This is a genomic window from Stenotrophomonas sp. Steno-Z1 (genome assembly GCF_056393175.1).
Window position 1 is genome coordinate 983,804 of sequence record NZ_JBWJPB010000001.1, and the last position, 16,768, is coordinate 1,000,571.

The 16,768-nt window shown below is 65.4% G+C and carries 17 protein-coding genes and 1 tRNA gene; 6 read left to right on the top strand and 12 right to left on the bottom strand.

The genetic code is table 11. The annotated features are described in order from the left end of the window. The first annotated feature begins 27 nt into the window (after positions 1 to 27). The 3 genes from serC (at position 28) to aroA (ending at position 3,797) form a co-directional block, all read left to right on the top strand. Positions 28 to 1,113: a 3-phosphoserine/phosphohydroxythreonine transaminase gene (serC, locus tag AC06FD_RS04260; RefSeq protein WP_478077050.1), complete on the top strand. Its 1,086-nt coding sequence runs from the start codon at positions 28 to 30 to the stop codon at positions 1,111 to 1,113. Positions 1,114 to 1,166: 53 nt separating this feature from the next. Next, the gene (pheA, locus tag AC06FD_RS04265; RefSeq protein ID WP_259203128.1) at positions 1,167 to 2,366 is read left to right on the top strand and encodes a prephenate dehydratase; all 1,200 of its coding nucleotides are present in this window, start codon (positions 1,167 to 1,169) and stop codon (positions 2,364 to 2,366) included. 117 nt (positions 2,367 to 2,483) lie between these two features. Further along, positions 2,484 to 3,797 (top strand): 3-phosphoshikimate 1-carboxyvinyltransferase, encoded by a 1,314-nt coding sequence (gene aroA / locus AC06FD_RS04270; protein ID WP_449335311.1) that lies wholly within the window; start codon positions 2,484 to 2,486, stop codon positions 3,795 to 3,797. 704 nt (positions 3,798 to 4,501) lie between these two features. Here the strand turns inward: aroA and AC06FD_RS04275 are convergent. Both AC06FD_RS04275 and AC06FD_RS04280 read right to left on the bottom strand, forming a co-directional pair. Continuing rightward, on the bottom strand, positions 4,502 to 5,083 hold the full coding sequence (locus tag AC06FD_RS04275; protein ID WP_478077051.1) for an energy transducer TonB: 582 nt from the start codon (positions 5,081 to 5,083) through the stop codon (positions 4,502 to 4,504). Positions 5,084 to 5,240: 157 nt separating this feature from the next. Next, the gene (locus AC06FD_RS04280) at positions 5,241 to 5,873 is read right to left on the bottom strand and encodes an energy transducer TonB (RefSeq protein ID WP_478077052.1); all 633 of its coding nucleotides are present in this window, start codon (positions 5,871 to 5,873) and stop codon (positions 5,241 to 5,243) included. A 134-nt stretch (positions 5,874 to 6,007) separates the two neighbouring features. Between AC06FD_RS04280 and serS the strand changes: the two genes are divergently transcribed. Next, the gene (gene serS / locus AC06FD_RS04285) at positions 6,008 to 7,288 is read left to right on the top strand and encodes a serine--tRNA ligase (RefSeq protein WP_478077053.1); all 1,281 of its coding nucleotides are present in this window, start codon (positions 6,008 to 6,010) and stop codon (positions 7,286 to 7,288) included. A gap of 305 nt (positions 7,289 to 7,593) precedes the next feature. Here serS and AC06FD_RS04290 read toward each other — a convergent pair whose 3' ends face one another. Both AC06FD_RS04290 and AC06FD_RS04295 read right to left on the bottom strand, forming a co-directional pair. Then, on the bottom strand, positions 7,594 to 7,947 hold the full coding sequence (locus tag AC06FD_RS04290) for an SH3 domain-containing protein (RefSeq protein ID WP_478077054.1): 354 nt from the start codon (positions 7,945 to 7,947) through the stop codon (positions 7,594 to 7,596). 201 nt (positions 7,948 to 8,148) lie between these two features. Continuing rightward, the gene (locus AC06FD_RS04295) at positions 8,149 to 8,730 is read right to left on the bottom strand and encodes an FMN-dependent NADH-azoreductase (RefSeq protein WP_478077055.1); all 582 of its coding nucleotides are present in this window, start codon (positions 8,728 to 8,730) and stop codon (positions 8,149 to 8,151) included. 125 nt (positions 8,731 to 8,855) lie between these two features. On the opposite strand from AC06FD_RS04295, the gene AC06FD_RS04300 reads away from it, so the two are divergent. Both AC06FD_RS04300 and AC06FD_RS04305 read left to right on the top strand, forming a co-directional pair. Beyond that, positions 8,856 to 9,848 (top strand): LysR substrate-binding domain-containing protein, encoded by a 993-nt coding sequence (locus AC06FD_RS04300; protein ID WP_256774489.1) that lies wholly within the window; start codon positions 8,856 to 8,858, stop codon positions 9,846 to 9,848. Positions 9,849 to 10,002: 154 nt separating this feature from the next. Further along, a tRNA-Ser gene (locus tag AC06FD_RS04305) sits at positions 10,003 to 10,092 on the top strand. Between the two features lie 349 nt (positions 10,093 to 10,441). On the opposite strand, the gene AC06FD_RS04310 is transcribed toward AC06FD_RS04305, so the two are convergent. The 8 genes from AC06FD_RS04310 to AC06FD_RS04345 form a co-directional block, all read right to left on the bottom strand. Beyond that, on the bottom strand, positions 10,442 to 10,888 hold the full coding sequence (locus AC06FD_RS04310) for a lysozyme inhibitor LprI family protein (protein WP_259203117.1): 447 nt from the start codon (positions 10,886 to 10,888) through the stop codon (positions 10,442 to 10,444). A 57-nt stretch (positions 10,889 to 10,945) separates the two neighbouring features. Further along, positions 10,946 to 11,485, bottom strand: a complete 540-nt coding sequence (locus tag AC06FD_RS04315) for a DUF4189 domain-containing protein (RefSeq protein WP_478077056.1) — start codon at positions 11,483 to 11,485, stop codon at positions 10,946 to 10,948. Between the two features lie 46 nt (positions 11,486 to 11,531). After that, on the bottom strand, positions 11,532 to 11,735 hold the full coding sequence (locus tag AC06FD_RS04320; RefSeq protein WP_478077057.1) for a hypothetical protein: 204 nt from the start codon (positions 11,733 to 11,735) through the stop codon (positions 11,532 to 11,534). 213 nt (positions 11,736 to 11,948) lie between these two features. Then, positions 11,949 to 13,451, bottom strand: coding sequence for a DUF1254 domain-containing protein (locus AC06FD_RS04325; protein WP_478077058.1), 1,503 nt, complete (start codon positions 13,449 to 13,451; stop codon positions 11,949 to 11,951). Between the two features lie 47 nt (positions 13,452 to 13,498). Then, entirely contained in the window at positions 13,499 to 15,019 is a 1,521-nt protein-coding gene (locus AC06FD_RS04330; RefSeq protein WP_478077059.1) for a DUF1254 domain-containing protein, read from the bottom strand. Positions 15,020 to 15,295: 276 nt separating this feature from the next. Next, on the bottom strand, positions 15,296 to 15,646 hold the full coding sequence (locus AC06FD_RS04335; protein ID WP_478077060.1) for a hypothetical protein: 351 nt from the start codon (positions 15,644 to 15,646) through the stop codon (positions 15,296 to 15,298). Between the two features lie 18 nt (positions 15,647 to 15,664). Next, positions 15,665 to 15,859 carry a hypothetical protein gene (locus AC06FD_RS04340; protein WP_259203111.1) on the bottom strand — a complete coding sequence of 65 codons (195 nt, stop codon included), beginning with the start codon at positions 15,857 to 15,859 and terminating at the stop codon, positions 15,665 to 15,667. A gap of 78 nt (positions 15,860 to 15,937) precedes the next feature. Beyond that, positions 15,938 to 16,360, bottom strand: a complete 423-nt coding sequence (locus AC06FD_RS04345) for a hypothetical protein (RefSeq protein ID WP_478077061.1) — start codon at positions 16,358 to 16,360, stop codon at positions 15,938 to 15,940. Positions 16,361 to 16,768: the final 408 nt, after the last annotated feature.

Here is a 16,768-nt window from a genome sequence, read left to right on the forward strand (position 1 = left end):
CTAGGGGTCTTGCCCCATAGGTGTGACATGACGCGCGCGTTCAATTTCAGTGCCGGCCCTGCAACCCTGCCGGAATCGGTCCTGCGCAAGGCGCAGGAAGAGATGTTGGAATGGAACGGCGCGGGCGCCTCCATTGTCGAAATGAGCCACCGTGGCCCGGAGTTCATGGCCGTCGCCGCCCAGGCCGACGCCGACCTGCGCCGCCTGATCGGCATCCCCGATGACTACGCCGTGCTGTTCCTGGCCGGTGGCGCCACCACCCAGCAGGCCCTGCTCGCGCTCAACTTCGCCCAGCCCGGCCAGACCGTGGACTACGTGCTCACCGGGCACTGGGGCAAGACCGCGATCAAGCAGGTCACGCCCTACGTCAACGTCCACATCGCCGCCAGCAGCGAAGCCAACGGCTTCCACGACATCCCCGCGCGCGACACCTGGCAGCTCTCGACCGATGCCGCCTACGTGCACATCACCGCCAACGAGACCATCCACGGCGTCGAGTTCCGTGACACCCCGGACGTGGGCCAGGTGCCGTTGTTCGCCGATTTCAGCTCCTCCATCGCCAGCGAGCCGCTGGATGTGAGCAAATACGGCCTGATCTACGCCGGCGCGCAGAAGAACCTCGGCCCGGTCGGCGTGTCGGTGGTGATCGTGCGCCGCGACCTGCTCGCGCGCAGCGGCCAGCCGCGCGCGGACATCTTCGATTACCGCTCGCACGTGGGCCGCGATTCCATGCTCAACACCCCGCCCACCTGGAACTGGTACCTGGCCGGGCTGGTGTTCCAGTGGATGCTGGCCGAAGGCGGCGTGGAGGAGTTCGCCCGCCGCAACGCCGCCAAGGCCGCGCTGGTCTACGGCGCCATCGACGGCTCCGGCGGCTTCTACCGCAATGAGGTGGTGCCGGCTGCGCGCTCGCGCATGAACATCCCGTTCTTCCTGCCCGATGACACCCTCAACGCGCGGTTCGTCAGCGAGTCCAAGGCCGCCGGCCTGCTCGCGCTGAAGGGCCACGCCGCGGTTGGTGGCATCCGTGCCTCGCTGTACAACGCCCTGCCGGTGGAAGGCGCGCAGGCGCTCGCCGCCTTCATGGCCGACTTCCAGCAGCGCCACGGCTGAGTCATTCGTTTCGACCGGGGCGCATGCCGCCCCACTGCACCTGGAATCCCCTGATGGCCAAACAACCCGCCAAGCCCGTCGCCAAGGCCAAGACTGCCAAGCCCGCGCCGACCAAGACCCAGGCCGCCGCCAAGGCCACGCCGGACGCCACGCCTGCGGTCAAGCCCGATGCCGCGCCGGTGCTGTCGGACGTGCGCGCCAAGATCGACCACATCGACCGCAGCATCCAGGCGCTGATCGCCGAGCGCGCCAATTTCGCCCACCAGGTCGGCAAGGCCAAGGGCAAGCTCGCCGCCGCCGTGGATTACTACCGCCCCGAGCGCGAAGCGCAGGTGCTGCGCATGGTGGTGGACCGCAACGAAGGCCCGCTCAGCGACGAAGTGCTGGTCCATGTGTACCGCGAAATCATGTCGGCCTGCCTGGCCCAGCAGGAGCCGTTGAAGATCGGCTACCTCGGCCCGGAAGGCACCTTCAGCCAGCAGGCCGTGCTCAAGCACTTCGGCCGCTCGGCGCTGGGCCTGCCGCTGGCCAGCATCGAAGAGGTGTTCCAGGAAGTGGAAGCGGGCAACGCCGATTTCGGCGTGGTGCCCGTGGAAAACTCGGGGCAGGGCACCATCCAGATCACCCTGGACATGTTCCTCACCTCCAACCTGAAGATCTGCGGCGAAGTGGAACTGCGCGTGCAGCAGTACCTGATGTCGCGCAGTGGCCGGCTGGAAGATGTCGAGCGCGTCTACGGCCACCCGCAGTCGTTCATGCAGACCTCCTCGTGGCTGCGCGCGCACCTGCCCAAGGCCGAGAAGATCCCGGTCTCCAGCAATGCCGAAGGCGCCCGCCGCGCGCGCAATGCCGACGACGCCGCCGCCATCGGCGGTGAGAGCGCCGGGCACGTGTACGGTCTGAAGAAGGTGGTGACCAAGCCGATCCAGAACGATGCGGACAACACCACGCGCTTCCTGGTGGTCGGCCGCAACATCTTCCCCAGTTCCGGCCACGACCGCACCTCGGTGCTGGTGTTCATCCATGACAAGCCCGGTGCGCTGTTCGACGTGCTCAGCCCGTTCGCCCGCCACGGCATCAGCATGAACCGCATCGAGTCGCGCCCCTCGCACAACGCCAAGTGGGAGTACGGCTTCTTCATCGACCTGGCCGGCCATGTCGAAGACGAGGCCATGCAGGCCGCGCTGGCCGAACTCAAGGCGCACTCGGCGCAGATCAAGATCCTTGGCTCCTATCCGGTCGCCATCCCGTGATCCCGGTGGCGTAGCCGCGTTGCGCGCTACGCCCGGCCCGGCGCACCCGCGGGTGCCGAGGCCACTCCCGCACACCGTTGCATCGCCGCCGCGGCGGCCCGCCCCTTAGGATTCCCGATGACTGCTTCACCGTACTGGATCGCCCACAAGGGCCAGCCCCTGCAGGGCAGCCTGACCATTCCCGGCGACAAGTCCGTCTCGCACCGCTCGGTGATGTTCGCCGCGCTGGCCGATGGCGTCTCGCACATCGACGGCTTCCTGGAAGGCGAAGACACCCGCGCCACCGCCGCCATCTTTGCCCAGATGGGCGTGCGCATCGATACCCCGTCGCCGTCGCAGCGCGTGGTGCATGGCGTGGGCGTGGACGGCCTGAAGGCGCCGAGCGCACCGCTGGACTGCGGCAATGCCGGCACCGGCATGCGCCTGCTCGCCGGCCTGCTGGCCGCGCAGCCGTTCGACAGCGTCATGGTGGGCGACGAATCGCTGTCGCGCCGGCCGATGCGCCGGGTCACCGGGCCGCTGGCGCTGATGGGCGCGAAGATCGATACCGACGCCGATGGCACCCCGCCGCTGCGCGTGCACGGCGGCCAGTCGCTCACCGGCATCGAATTCGCCTCGCCGGTGGCCAGCGCGCAGGTCAAATCGGCCGTGCTGCTGGCCGGCCTGTATGCAGATGGCGAGACCTCGGTCAGCGAGCCGCACCCCACCCGCGACTACAGCGAGCGCATGCTGCGCGCCTTCGGCGTGGACATCGCGTTTTCGCCCGGCAAGGCCCGCCTGCGTGGCGGCCAGCGCCTGCGCGCCACCGACATCGTGGTGCCGGCCGATTTCTCGTCCGCCGCGTTCTTCCTGGTGGCTGCCAGCATCATTCCCGGTTCCGAATTGCGCCTGCGCGCGGTGGGCCTCAACCCGCGCCGCACCGGCCTGTTGGCCGCGCTGCGGCTGATGGGCGCGGACATCAGCGAAGAGAACCATGCCGAGCAGGGCGGTGAAGCAGTCGCCGATCTGGTGGTGCGTTACGCCCCGCTGCATGGCGCGGAGATTCCCGAAGCGCTGGTGCCGGACATGATCGACGAGTTCCCGGCGCTGTTCGTCGCGGCCGCGGCCGCGCAGGGCAACACCGTGGTACGCGGCGCGGCCGAACTGCGCGTCAAGGAATCCGACCGCCTCGCGGCCATGGCTACCGGCCTGCGCACGCTGGGCGTGCAGGTGGACGAAACCGACGACGGCGCCACCATCCATGGCGGCGCGGTACTGGGCAGCGGCACCATCGAAAGCCACGGCGACCACCGCATCGCCATGGCGTTCGCCATTGCCGGCCAGCTCAGCAGCGGCGAGGTCCGGGTGAATGACATCGCCAACGTGGCCACCTCGTTCCCGGATTTCGACGGGCTGGCCACGGGTGCAGGATTCGGGCTGCGCCAAGGCTGACAGGGGAGAAAGCCCGGTAGAGCCGAGCCATGCTCGGCTGCTTTTCGCTTTTGCTCCTGCTCTGCTCCTGCTCTGCTCCTGCTCCTGCTTCCGCTTCCGCTTCTGCTCCTTTGCCCCTGCGCTTTGTTTCCTGCACACCTGGCTGCCGAGCATGGCTCGGCACTACCGATGCGTGATGCATTGCGGGTGCGCTGCACGATGCTGGCGTCAGTCACGTCGCCACGCGGATCCACCCTCAAGCTGCCCCCCGACCCAACCGGTAGAGCCGAGCCATGCTCGGCTGCTCTTCCGCTTCTGCTCCTTTGCCCTTGCGCTTTGTTTCCTGCACACCTGCTTGCCGAGCATGGCTCGGCACTACCGATGCGTGATGCATTGCGGGTGCGCTGCACGATGCTGGCGTCAGTCACGTCGCCACGCGGATCCACCCTCAACCTGGCCACTCGACCCAACCGGTAGAGCCGAGCCGTGCTCGGCTGCTCTTCCGCTTCTGCTCCTTTGCCCTTGCGCTTTGTTGCCTGCACACCTGCTTGCCGAGCATGGCCCGGCACTACCGATGCGTTATGCATTGCCGGTTCGTGATGCATCACCGGTGCGCAGTGCATTGCCGGTGCGCGCTGAATGCGCATCCTGAGCAGCCCTATGCGATCCACAACGAAAAAGGGAGGCCAACGGCCTCCCTTTTCGTTACGCCTCAACGCACCCGCTTAACGCTCGGTGCGGAAATCCACCGGCACCCGCACCACGCTGGCCACGGCACGACCATTGTTCATGGCCGGCTCGAACTGCCACTCACGCACGGTGTTGAGCACCGAACGGTCCAGATCGCGATCACGCGAACCGGTACGCTGCACGATGCTGGCGTCGGTCACGTGGCCACGCGGGTCCACGTTCAAGCTGGCCACCACGCTGCCCTGCACGCCATTGCGCAGCGCAGAGGCGGGGTAGGTCGGCTTGGTGTTGCTGGCCAACGGGCGCGCCTCGCGGTTGCGTACCACCGGGGTGGCCTTGCGCTGGGCGATATTGGCCGGTGCGGCCTGGCGTGCGGCCGGGGCCGGAGCCGTCGTGGCAACCGGGGTCTCGGTCGCCGGCAGCATGCGCTCGCCGACGGGCGCCGTGCTGGTGTCATCGGGGTTGGCGTAGCGCAACCAGACCAGCGCGGCGGCAAACATCGCCACGATCAGCGCCATCCACAACCACGGCGAAGTGCCACGGCGGGCGGGTTCATCGGTCACGTCGCGCTGGTTGTGCGGCGAAGCGTGCATGTCCTGGGCATGGGTAACACTCATGGCTGACTCCTGGTGTCGTTGTGACAGCCGCAGTCTTGCCCGTGCACGGTTGCCGGTGTGTCAGCGCAACGTCAACGCGGCGACTGCATTCCCGACGAGGTTCAGCTTGATGAGCCCTTGCCCAACCGGCCCACGTGAGGGCCGGGCGAAGCGGGCGTTACTGCGGCTTGAAGTCGAACGGCACTTCAATGCTGCCCGGCACCGGCTGGCCATTGCTCTGTGCCGGATGGAAGCGCCAGCGGCGCACCGCCTCGGCGGCCGCGCGGTCAAGATCGCGTGAACCGCTGCGCTGGATGATCGTCACGTTGGACGGATAGCCGGTGGCATCCACGTCCACGCGCACCACCACGCTGCCGGAGTCGCCCCGGCGCAATGCAGCGGGCGGGTAGGAGGGCGGCGGCGACTGCTCGGCGATCGGTTGCGGGCGGTCACCGCCCGCGGCGGCTGCCGGGGCAGCCTCGGCTACCGGTGCCGGCGCGGCGGCCGGCGGTGCCGGCGGCGCGGTTTCCACCAGCTGCGGCGTGTCCTCGCCCGCCGGGGGGGCCTTGGCATCGGGCATGTCGCTGGAGCCGGCGGCGGCCGGGAGTGGCTCGGGCAGCGGCTCTATCTCGGCCACCTGCTGCGGGGTGGCTGCCGGGCCGGCCTTGTAGAACTCGTCGTTGCGGCTGCTCAGCCACACCACCAGGAACAGCGCGATGCCGACGCCGAAGGCGATACCGGCGATCATCAGGCTGCGGCGGGGCAGGTGGAAGGTGATGTTCTTGCCAGACGTAGAGCGGGAAGCGGACATGAGCCATACCGTTGTGAACAGCCCGATTCTGCCACGCCGGCAATGACTGAGGGGTACATGGCCGCCCGTGGGCGGCAGAAATCCGCGTAACAGGCGATAATCCCCCTCCGTACCCGAACCCACCTGCCACCGCCATGCTTGATCCAGCCCTGCTTCGCCAACACCCCGCCGACCTTGCCGAACGCCTGCGCACCTCGCGCGGTTTCGAGCTGGATGTGTCCGGGCTGGAGTCGCTGGAGGCCGATCGCAAGCGCATCCAAGTGCGGACCCAGGAGTTGCAGAGCCTGCGCAACAGCCGTTCCAAGGCCATTGGGCAGGCCAAGGCCAAGGGCGAAGACGTCTCGGCGATCATGGCCGAAGTGGCCGCCTTCGCCGACGAGCTGAAGGCCTCGGAAGTGGCGCTGGACGAACTGCGCGACAAGATCGAAGCCATCGCCCTGGGCATCCCGAACCTGCCGGCCGACGACGTGCCGGCCGGCAAGGACGAGACCGAGAACGTGGAGCAGAAGCGCTGGGGCACCCCGCGCACGTTCGACTTCCCCGTGCTCGACCACGTCGAGCTGGGCGCCCGCAACCGCTGGCTGGACGGTGAGACCGCCGCCAAGCTGTCCGGCTCGCGCTTCACCGTGCTGCGCGGCCCGATCGCCCGCCTGCACCGCGCGCTGGCGCAGTTCATGCTCGACCTGCACACCGGCGAGCACGGCTACGAAGAAACCAACGTGCCGGCGCTGGTGAACGCCGACTCGCTGCGCGGCACCAGCCAGCTGCCCAAGTTCGAGGACGACCTGTTCAAGACCGCGGTGGGCGAGTCCACGCGCTACCTGATCCCCACCTCGGAAGTGCCGCTGACCAACATCGTGCGCGATGACATCATCGACGCCGACCAACTGCCGCTACGCATGACTGCCCACTCGCTGTGCTTCCGCGCCGAAGCCGGCAGCGGCGGTCGCGACGTGCGCGGCATGATCCGCCAGCACCAGTTCGAGAAGGTGGAGCTGGTGGCCGCCTGCACCCCGGCGCAGAGCGACGACGAACACCAGCGCATGACCCGCTGCGCTGAAGTGGTGCTGGAGAAGCTCGGCCTGCCGTACCGCAAGGTGCTGCTGTGCACCGGCGACATGGGCTTCTCGGCAGTGAAGACCTACGACCTGGAAGTGTGGCTGCCCTCGCAGGACACCTACCGCGAGATCTCCTCGTGCTCCAACTGTGGCGATTTCCAGGCCCGCCGCATGCAGGCCCGCTGGCGCAACCCGGAGACCAGCAAGCCCGAACTGCTGCACACCCTCAACGGCTCCGGCGTGGCCGTGGGCCGCGCGATGATCGCGGTGATGGAGAACTACCAGAACGCCGACGGCAGCATCACCGTGCCGGACGCGCTCAAGCCCTACATGGGCGGCCTGGACACCATCGCCTGATTCACGAAAACCCGCCGGAAGGCGGGTTTTTTTTTGGGGCACCGGCTGGGCACCGCGTGTCGTTCGGGTGCCGCGTGCAGCCACCCATGGGGTGGCTCTACAGGCGATCCTGCAACCGTGCCGAAAATCGTAGAGCCACGCCATGCGTGGCTGCGTACCGTTCGGGCACCACGTGCAGCCACCCATGGGGTGGCTCTACCGGTGATCCTGCAACCGGGGTGTCGAGATTCGTAGAGCCACGCCATGCGTGGCTGCATTTCGCTCGGGCACCACGAACAGCCACCCATGGGGTGGCTCTACGCGGGCTAACTGATTGCCTGCAGCACCCGCAGCGGTACCCAGCCTTCAACCCCGCCTTCGGCCGGCACACACCACGCCCAGCCATTGACCACACGCCTGCCCAGCAGCGCCTGGTCCGGGTCCACGTCCAGCTCGCGTGCGCAGTACGCCTCCTGCGCGAAGGCGCGCCCCTGCGCATCGCGCCCGATCATCTGCGCCGGCACCCAGCCTGGCGCCTGCCCGGGCACCCTGCACAGGTACCAATCGTCCCAGGCTTCGGTGCCCTGGTAGCGCTCGCCCACCTCCAGTGCCTGCCCGCGCTCAAGCGCCAACGGGTGCGGAAACGCGCTCCGGTGCGGAGCAATCACGAGGTAGCGCATGGACGGGCCCTCCAACACGGTGAGCCCATCAGCCTAGGCCTGCCGCTGGCGGGCGCACAGCATCGCCGTCGCACTTGCATCATCGGAAAAAAAGATGGCCCCAAAAGGGGCCATCAGGCGCAACGCCGGCAAGGGAGAGAAAACCGGCACTGCGCACCACGCCACCACGACGAGGGGGAGGGAGTGGCGTGGGGTTACCTCTTAGGCAGCAGCCAGCTCACGCGGCTGCGGCAGCGCGGCCAGCGCCTGCGCGATGGCATCGGCGCGGTGCTGCGGCGAATAGGCGATGCCCTCGGCGCGCACGAATTCCACGTCGTCGATGCCGAAGAATGCGAACACCTGGCGCAGATAGGGGTCCTGGAAGTCGGTCGGGGCGCCGGTGTGCAGGCCGCCGCGGCTGCTGGTCACGATCACCCGCTTGCCGCCGGCCAGGCCCACCGGGCCGTTTTCGGTGTACTTGAAGGTCTTGCCGGCCACCGCCAGTCGGTCGATCCACGCCTTGAGGGTGGAGGCCACGCTGAAGTTGTACATTGGGGAGCCGATAACCACCACGTCGGCGGCCAGGAACTGCTCCAGCACCAGCGCCGCGTCCGCTACTTCAGCCGCGTCGGTCTGGGCAAACGAGCTGCTGCGCAGGTGCGCTACAGGCTGGGCGTCCAGGTCGCGGTAGGTCACTTCCAGGCCCGGCACCTGGTCGCGCCACTGCTGGACCACGGCGGCCGAGAGCTGGCGGGAAACCGAGTTGTCGCCAAGGACGCTGGCATCGATGTGAAGAAGCTTCATGGCAGTCACCTGTTATCTGGGGAGGGGCGGGCAAGGCGCCGCCGACGAAGAACAGGTTAGGTTGTTGCTTGACTGGGATAAAGGTGATTGAATACCACGTATTGTTCTATATCTGGAACTTCGGTATGCAAGACCTCAACGATCTCTACTACTTCGCCATGGTGGTCGACCACGGCGGTTTCGCCGCCGCCGAGCGCGCGCTGGGCATTCCCAAATCCCGCCTGAGTCGCCGTATCAGCCAGCTCGAAACCGACCTGGGCGTGCGCCTGCTGCAGCGCTCCACGCGCCGCTTCGCGGTGACTGACGTCGGCACCAGCGTGCACCGCCACGCCCAGACCATGCTCGCCGAGGCCCAGGCCGCGCGCGAAGTGGTGGACCGGCTCAGCGCCGAGCCACGCGGCCTGGTGCGCGCCAGCGTGCCGGTGTCGCTGGCGCAGATGCAACTGCCCAAGCTGCTGCCCAAGTTCCTGGCCCAGTACCCCAAGGTGCGGCTGCAGCTGAACATCAGCAACCGCCGCGTGGACATCATCAATGAAGGCTACGACGTCGCCCTGCGCGTGCGCTCGCGGTTGGACGATGACGGCAGCCTGGTCATGCGCAGCTTCGGCCAGGTGCAGGAACTGCTGGTGGCCAGCCCGAAATACCTCGATCGCGCCGGCCGCCCCAAGGACCCGGACGAACTGGCCAACCACGTCACCCTGAGCATCAGCGAGGACGAAGCCCGCCAGCGCTGGGAACTCCATGGCCCCGAAGGCGCGGTGCGCCGGGTGGACCTGCAGCCGCGCGTGGCCGGTTTCGACTTCCCGCTGCTGCAGAGCATGGTCAAGGACGGCTTCGGCATCACCATGCTGCCCGAAACCGTCTGCGCCGACGCCGTGCGCAGTGGCGAGCTGGAAGTGGTGCTGCCGGAATGGTCGCTGCCGCAGGGCGTGTGCCACGCCGTGTTCGCCTCGCGCCGCGGCCTGCTGCCGGCGGTGCGTGTGTTCATCGATTTCCTGGCCGAACATCTGCCGCCGCAACTGGAGGCCTCGCGCCTCGATTGCGGTGGCGCGTGCGAGCGGGCCAAGGAGAAGATCAAGGCCAGTGCGCTGGGGGCGTTGGCGGTGGATGCGGGCTGAGCCCGACACCGGCCGGGTGGGCAAACCACACCTGAAATGCGAGAATGCGACCCCCGGCCCGTGCCGGGGAGCAATGCCGGAGGGGCGACGCCCCGACCGGATGCCCGGGTGGCAATGACCTGGGCACGCGGGGCGCGGACAGCGTTTCCGATACGGAGAGATGGCCGAGCGGTTTAAGGCACCGGTCTTGAAAACCGGCGAAGGGTCAAACCTTCCGTGGGTTCGAATCCCACTCTCTCCGCCACTGCCTCTTAAATCATTGATTTGAAATTAAAATCTTGATTTTGACGGGAGGCGGGAAGCATGCAGAGAGCACTCGCATGTGCACCCCCATCACCTGAGCCGATCTGCGACCGGCCGCCGGTCATTTGTCCAGCGAGTCTCTGTTGATCTGCAAGCCGGGTTCGATTGCCGGCTGATCAAGCTGCGATGGACAGGTGAGAAGAGGAGGAGCATCCCTCGGCGCCGCGATCCACAACGAAATAATTGGCGCCGGCAACCGAGTTGACATCGCGAGTACCGGTGTCGGGGGATGCTGGCGACGTTGTCACTCTGATGGGCGCTGGGCTGTTCCATTGAATGACACGTTGCGGCTACCGATCGTTTGCGATCGATACGTACTCTTCCAGAACATTGGCGCGTTCGCAGAGACGGAAAATTTCTCGCTGCATGACTTGAAAGCTGCTCACCGTTTCGCTGCCATAGAGTGACGCCTCAAAGGCATTGCTGGTGCTGTGGAAATCGAGCCAGGCGCGTTCGGCGCGGATCAGAGTGTCCTTGGCCGTACCACGCTGCTTGCTGAGCAGCGAATTGTAAGCAGCGTTCAATCGCGCGTCTTGTCGCTTCTTCTCCGCAGATTGACATGCAGCAAGTGCGATGTTGTCTGACTCCGCCTTTTCAACGCAGCCATAGAACACATTGCTAATGCCTGCGGGCGCTTGACGTTTGATGACCTGAGCGGTGCTTTCATACGCTTGCGCGCCCGATCCATACATGATGAGTGCAAGGCTGAGGGTGAAAAGTCTGGTTTTTGTTCTCATGCGGGGAGAGTTCCGTCCGTACAATGCGTCAAGAAAAATTATTTTTGTTTGAAGCTTTCAGCTAGCGGATGCGGACCGGGGGACTGCATGCACTGTACGAAGCCACGCAATTCCTGTCGACCTCTTCGCATTTTTGTAGGAGTTCTCGATCTTGCAGCTGCTGCCGCCTTTCGACGCGCAGTCAGCCAACGCTGCTTGCTGTGCGGCAGGTTCACTCGGGAACCCGGTCGAGAAACCGAGAATGCCTTGTGGCTTGTCGCCTGCAATCGCACCCCAGCGGTCCTCCCACACAGGCGCTGGAGGTTTGGATGCTTGCTGGTGTCCTCCGCCATTACCCGGAATAGGAGCGCATCCTCCAGTCGCGCGTCCGCCAATCGGGTAAAAACCTGCGGGGCAGTTTCCTTCGGCATGCGCGCCAGCGCTGACACACGAAAGCCAAAGTAGTGCGCCTAAACCACTGACACGCTTCAAGTACGAACTCCTTCGCGTTGATGTGGCCCGATGGCATCCTGAGCGGGCGATTGATTGGACAGTTGAACCCTCCACCGCCAACGTGTCGTGACCGTCGCTTGACCGCTTCAGCCAGTGGCTGTGCACGTCCTTCCGGTCACCGGCGTCAGGTAGTGCTCACTCTCCAAGACCGTCATTCTTCGTCGATAGACCAATAGCAGTCAAGCGGCCGAAAGAGGCCCGGCAACCGACCGGGCCACCAGTGCCCTGCGCCGATGCGCCAACCGTTCCACGGAATATTGAGAGGAAACCTGCCGAACAGGCCTTCTGCACCGGTTTGAAAGGCTTGGATCGGATCAAGTGTGATCCGATCCAAGCCTTTTCCTTGTTCGCGCATAATGCAGTGATTTTGAAAACGATCAATTGAGTGTGGCGGAGTGGAGAGAAGGCGGCGCGTCGAGGAAACACTCGCATACGCATACTCCTCAATGTCACTCAGTCTCCAACCGGTCGCTGGCCCTCTGTCCAGCGCATCCCCATGGGCCGCCAGGCGGTGCTCGCCTGTATGCCGGGTCTGGGCGAGCGGTCGACGGGATCGTTGGGACCGCAGTCATTGCCCATCGCTGCCTTGCGTCCTGGTCACAGCGGGGGTTTCCCAGTGGCCATCCAGCAACGCCGGCTTGGGACGGTAGTAGCGCATGAACATCACGAACGGCCCGCTGGGTGCCGGCAGCCAATTGGCCTGCTTTTCCTTACCAGGTGACTGGGCCTGGATGTAAATCGTCAAACCGCCATCTGCATCTTTCTTCAAGCCCGGCAACATCGGCGAGTTGATGAGATAGCGGTTGATCGGATTCTTGACCAGCAACTGCTGCGGCAAGCCATACATGGTGACCGACCAGAACGCGTCCACGGGCGGCAATTGGTCCTTGGCGAAGCGCAGCGTGTATGCGCCTTTGCTGCCGTCCAGCGGTTGGCCGTCGGAATCCTTGTCCAGAATCGGATACATCGCCTCTTCGCGCGAGTTCGCGCCGATGCCCACCTGGGTGCCGGTGGCACGGGCGACGTAGTCGTTCTTCAGGAAGTCCCGGTTGCCGAACAGGGCATCGGTCCTTCCTCCCAGCGACGCGCGCCTGTCATCGATCTGCTTCTGCCCCTCGGCCATACCCTCCTTGAGCGCGGCCTGCATCGGCGGCGGCAGCCGGTTGGCATCGAATGGTTTGCCAGGCTCGATACCCAACCGGGCGAAACGCGCACGCAGGGCAGATTCGCTGGGATGCGGGGGCTGCGCGAACTGCAGCAGGAACGCCAGCTGGTTGAAGAACTCCAGCGACGTCCTGTCCTGCGCAGGCGGCGTTGGCTTGATCCATTCGACGGCAGGGGCCGGTGGCGGCGCTGGCGTTCCCGCGAACGCTGACAAGGGCTGCACCTTGTAGCCGGCCTGTATCTTCTTCACGTTCTCCAGGTCCGCGGCGTTGAACAGCTGCGTGCGCCCGACCACGCTGACGAGATCGGTTTCAGACCGGATCACCTTGGTAATGCCTTTGGGTGCCTCGCCCTTCCATGCCGGCCCGGCGATAAGAAAGCTGCCGCCGTCATTCCCGGTTGCGCGGCTGCCGATGTAGTCGAAATTGAAGGTGTAGAGATCCATCAGCTGGAAAACGAAATAGCGGTCCTTCGCCATCTTCGGCACCGTGATGACGACCGGCTCCGCGCGCAGATCCAGCATGGCGAAGGAGTAGGGCGTGTCCGAGTTGGGCGTGACGAAGGCGGTGTCGTCGGGGGTGAACACCCGGGCGATGTTCAGAATGGAGTTGAACGGGCCCTTGTACTGCGGGTTGGCGGTGTCGACGTTGAACGCATAGACGGTCTTGTAGGTGTCCACCATCGGGACACCGTACACATAGGCGTCCCTGGCCGTCGTCTTCGCCTCCTCCAATGCCGAGGCGTCTGCCGGCGCTTGCGCGGGCGGAGCCGAGTGGCTCGCAGGGGTGGCCGTATCCCTCTCTTTGTCGGACGATGCTCGCTCGCTACAGGCACTGAGTGTCATGCAGCCGGCGAGGGCAAGGAGCATCCCGATCCCCGGAGCGGATGGAATTCGATGGTCGCGCATGTGGTCTCTCCTGGGGGGTCTGGTTCGCCGACATAGGTCGTGCGAAGTCACGGCGTATCTGTGTCAGCCGGTTGCAACGGGGGCAGATTCCACTTGCCTTCGATGGCAGCAGGGCTCGGGCCGTAGACGCGTCCCACCGCGCTGTAGGGCCCGGCCGGGGCAGGCAGCCAGTTGCTTTCCTTTTCCTTGCCAGGCGAAACGTGGCCGACATACAGGGTCAGCCCTCCATCGGCGTCATACCTGAGCCCGGGGGTCCGGTCTCCAATGGAGTAGCGCTTCAGCTCATTGGCGTAGAGGAAGCGATCCGGCAGGGTGTAGAGCGTGACCGACCAGAAGAACCTGGCGGGCGGCAGCGCGTCCTTGCTGAAATGGATCAGTGACGCCTTGTTGCCGTCGCCTTCGTAGCCGCCATACCACGCCTCATCGATCGAATTCCCATAGAGACCCTTCTCGGCCGCGATGGCGCGCGTGAGGTAGTTGTTTTCAAGGAACGCGCGCGAGCCGAACAGGCCGTTGGACGAAAGCATCGTCTTGGCCTTCTCGGACATTTCCGCCTTGGCATCTGCCACGCCTGCATCGATCGCGGCCAACCGGGCGGGGGGCAACGTCCTGGCATCGAACGGAAGGCCGGGGCCGATGCCAATCGTCGCGAACCGCTGCATAAGCTCGGTCTCACTTGGATGCGGCGGTTGAGTGAACTGAAGCAGGAAGTTGAGGTAGCCGATGAAGTCGTGCGAATGGACCTTGTCAGCATCATAGGGGGGGAACCGGATCGCCGGTGCTGCCGGTGGAGACTGGGTTTTCAGATAGGCACTGAGCGGCTGGAGCTTCATCCCCGCCTGCACTTTCTTGACGTTGGCGATGTCGTCGGGGCCGTTCAGTGCGATGCGCGTGAGCGTCATCACCAAGGCAGTTTCCGAGGGAAATACCTGCTTGATGCCTTTCGGTGCTGCGCCCGTCCAGCCGGGACCGGTAATCAAGTAGCTGGCGGCGTCGTTACCCGTCGCACGCGAGCCGATGTAGGCGAAGTTGTATGTGAACAGGTCGACCCACTGTTGCACGTAGTAGCGTCCCTCGGGCACCTTGGGAACGGTGACCACCCAGGGCTCAGCGCGCAGGTCCAGCCAGGCCCACGAATAGGGCGTGTCGTTGTTGGGGGTCACAACGTCATGGTTGTCGGGTGTATAGAGCTGCGAGTAATGCCTGAATGTCCCGAAGCCACCGACGTATTCCGGAGCAGTGGGAGAGGCCACCTGCTTGTACAGGGTGTTGTAGTTTTCGAGCATCGCAAACGCGTAGATGTAGGCCTCTTTGGCGATCGCTCGCGCCTCCGCCTGCTCGCGGTCGCTGGCGGTCGCCTGGACAGGCTGTGTGGCCGGAACCGGCGCCGGTTTCGCTTCCTCCGGCTGACGTTCCTGCCGCTGGCATGCTGGAAGCAGCATGACCGTGGTCATCAAAAGCAATGGACCGCAAGGCATTGGGCGCATGGACATGAGCTCGATTGGGTGGGGCAGGGTGAAGAGAGAGACGACTCGCGGGCGCAACCGGCAGCGCTTGGCCCACGCCATGCACCACGTTCGTGCGTGCAGAGGTCCGAGAAGGTCCAACGCCACTGTGGTCTCCCGGCCACACAGGCGACAAGCGCGTATCCACTGTCTTCCGCTCAGTATTTCTACTGACATTGAGGCTCTGCCTCGATGGCCTGTGCGGCTCGAACGGTTACCCGTCAATCCGACCCGCGACGTCCTATCCGGCCGACGTCCTGTTGAACCGAGCAGAGATCACGCCGGGGACCTCGGCCTTGCGCACGAGGTCGACAGTCCCGTGGATACCCAGCGCCTGCATCAGCGCGCAATTAGGGGGTGGGTGCACTTGATCACATGATCGGGAAACAACGCTTCATAAAAAGCGCTGGGAATGCCGAAGATGGTTATCTCGATGCAATCAGGCAGGAACGCTTCAGCGCCGTCCAGAATGGCAATTGCCATGGATGGAACAACCATGCCCGATTCCGTTTTTGCTGAAAGTCTCAAGCCGGAATGGTCGATGTGACTGGTGCGGCACTCGTTTTGAATGGCCAGATACCCAGCGGTTGGCTCGAACCGGCCGAACGCAACGCCCACGGGAGGATCGCCACTCTCCAGCGACGCGTGGCCAACCAGCGTCAATCCGCTATGGATCGAGAATCGCGCCATCTGATCGCCAGCCTGGATTCACTTGGCGGCGAGTGATGCCTGGAGCGCTGCAGCCAATGCGGCGTCGCCGTTGACCAACTCGGTCCACTGCAGCTCCAATCCCTTTCTCCGCCCTTTCAGCACGAGCTTGAGCCCGCTCGGGTCGATGGTTAGTGTGTAGGTGTCGTCGCCGACCTGCAGTTCTCTACGGATCGCTTTGTCGAGTGGGGTCATGTCCAGCGCCTGCGCGAAGGGGTGGATGGCGGGGCAAGACGCTGGCGCTGGGGAACGCCTGCGATCTTGCCGCCGGACTCAGGCTGGGTAGGTGGGGAATCGCTCGCCCGGGTGGTGCTTCTTCCACTCGGTATGGGCGACGGTTCCCTCCCAGGCGAGGAACGCGGCCGGTGGGCGTCCTCGCCCAGACCACGTCTCACCACTGAAGGGCAGCCAGAATCGGGGCGTCAGGGCTTCCTTCTGAGCCTTGGGAGCCTTGGGAACCTTGGCCCGTCCAGGCGGCTTCGCACGGGCGTTCGCTCCGATCGCTTCGCGGATCCTGCGCTGCTGCGCAGGGCTGAAATCCTCGAAGTAAGCGGTCAGGAGCAAGTTGACGCGCTTGTAGGCTTCCTTGGTCGCTGCACTGAGAAGTGCCTTGTCCGTTGCGGTTCCCGAACGGGGCGCGATGGCAGGGACGTCCAGCGGCGATGCGGAGGGGGTGTTCGAGGGCTTGCGGGGCATGGGGTTCGGATTGTGTGCAGAGCTGGCGCCCACGATACCAAATGGCGGGGCCATCACTTCCGATCGGTCCTGCTGGGCATCGGCGCACCGCTCCCGACCGGCGCAAAGCAGCGCAGTCAGCCGGCGTTGCCTCCGTATCGCCCCGTGCGACGCCCCGCATTCACTCTGGGCCCATGACGAAAGCAGACATCGGAAAAGCGCGCTGGGCGCGCGCACGCGCGGCGTCGCTGTGGCAGCAGGCCGACGCACTGGACCTGCAGCGCGGGGGCGACTGGCGGGCAAGGGCCAGTCGAGGCACTGCGGCCGATCGCCTTCGAACAGAGGCGGCGCGCTTCGATGCGATCGCCAACCGACTGCAGCCCGTTGACGACGCTCAGGCGGCTTGAGCAACTGACCCCAAAAGAACGG